Origin of the sequence: Mesorhizobium sp. M7A.F.Ca.CA.003.01.2.1 (genome assembly GCF_003998945.1) — a bacterium.
GTDB lineage: Bacteria > Pseudomonadota > Alphaproteobacteria > Rhizobiales > Rhizobiaceae > Mesorhizobium > Mesorhizobium ciceri.
The window spans coordinates 1-1,375 of sequence record NZ_RZRA01001199.1; the positions used below are offsets into that span (position 1 = coordinate 1).

Sequence of the window (1,375 nt, forward strand, 5' to 3'; positions counted from 1 at the left end):
AATTTTCGGAAAAACCGCCGCTGGGTCACAGGTAATGATGCACTGAAACATTTTATTAAACATGTCGGCACAGTCATGAAACATTCGCCGGCTAGATCAGCAGGCGTCACGATTTGGTCAGAATCGGCCATCAAACGCAGACACGAAAATGTTACCAGGGAAGAGAGACATGCCCCGAACCAAGCAGGAAGCCAACCGCGCCAAGCAGCCGGCGCTGGCCAACCACTATCGCGCAATCGGCCCGGCCGCGATCGTCGCCGCCCTTCTCCATACCGCCAAGAAGAAAAAGCCGGCGCAGAAGATCGTTTCGCCCCGCGCTGCCTGAAGGGGTGGGCGGCCGGCGCCAATGGCGCCAGAAATGAAGGCGCCGACGCGCGCGCCCTCTGCTAGAACAACGTCATCTGACTGTCGTCCGCGCCGGACTTCTGGCGCTTGACCTTCTCGGGCTCCGGCCCGATCTCGCCCCGCTCCTGAATCTCCGGTCCGGTGTTGGCGACCTTGTTGACGAGGTCGGAGACCGGAATTGCCTCGAAGAAATCGAGCTGAGCCGGCCGCAACAGATCGGCGACATCACGCGGTTCGAGCGTGCGGCAATCCAGCCAACGGGCGAAATCCCTGGGGTCGATCACCACCGGCATGCGGTCGTGGATATGCGCGATGTCGGCATTGGCGTTGATGGTCAGGATGGCGCCGGTGTCCATTTCCGAACCGCCCGGCTCGGCATAGGTCTCGATCAGCCCGGCGAAGGCAACCAACCCGCCATGCCTGGGGCGTATCCAGTAAGGCTGCCCCTTCTTGCCACCGGTTTGCCGCCATTCATAAAAGCCGGACGCCGGCACCAAAGCGCGGCGATGGCGCATGGCGGCCTTGAACGACGCCTTTTCGGCAGCCCCTTCGGAGCGCGCGTTGAACAGCAGCGGAAACTCGCGTGTATCCTTCACCCAGGTCGGGATCAGCCCCCAGCGCACCAGCATTGGCTGCCGGTCCGGCAGATTGGAGCCCGGCGCCTGCGGAGGGCCGGCGACCGCCATCAGGATCGGCTGCGTCGGGGCGATGTTGTAGCGCGCCGGGAAATCCTCAAGCCCCGCCACGTCCAGAAAGGCAGCGGTCTGATCCGGCGTCGCGGTCAAGGCGAAACGTCCGCACATGGTCGATTGGTGCCCTTCGAAAGGTTCGGCTTCTGAAAGTGGCGATGGAACCGGCGTTGCGCAACCGCTAAAACTTGTCCACGCTGGCCGGTCCACAACTGACCGGCCTTCAGCCTGATTGGGAATCCATGAACGAAGCGCGCAAAATACTTCCGGCAGTCTCGGTCGCCGTCGTGCGGGCAGACACCGTGCTTCTGGTCAAGCGAGCCCGGCAACCGTCGCAAGGG

Annotated in this window: 2 protein-coding genes and 1 pseudogene; 2 read left to right on the forward strand and 1 reads right to left on the reverse strand. The window is 62.7% G+C overall.

Translation table 11 applies throughout. The annotated features are described in order from the left end of the window. Positions 1-169 precede the first annotated feature (169 nt). Positions 170-325, forward strand: coding sequence for a hypothetical protein (locus tag EN969_RS31160; protein WP_013532562.1), 156 nt, complete (start codon positions 170-172; stop codon positions 323-325). 61 nt (positions 326-386) lie between these two features. Here EN969_RS31160 and EN969_RS31165 read toward each other — a convergent pair whose 3' ends face one another. After that, positions 387-1,148, reverse strand: a complete 762-nt coding sequence (locus tag EN969_RS31165; RefSeq protein ID WP_013532563.1) for an SOS response-associated peptidase — start codon at positions 1,146-1,148, stop codon at positions 387-389. A 128-nt stretch (positions 1,149-1,276) separates the two neighbouring features. Here EN969_RS31165 and EN969_RS36390 point away from each other — a divergent pair. After that, positions 1,277-1,375, forward strand: a pseudogene (locus tag EN969_RS36390) (DNA mismatch repair protein MutT); the annotation flags it as partial.

Bases quoted from the DNA above. Each gene is read 5' to 3' on its own strand.
- EN969_RS31160 (WP_013532562.1), top strand. From the start codon at position 170: ATGCCCCGAACCAAGCAGGAAGCCAACCGCGCCAAGCAGCCGGCGCTG.
- EN969_RS31165 (WP_013532563.1), bottom strand. From the start codon at position 1,148: ATGTGCGGACGTTTCGCCTTGACCGCGACGCCGGATCAGACCGCTGCC.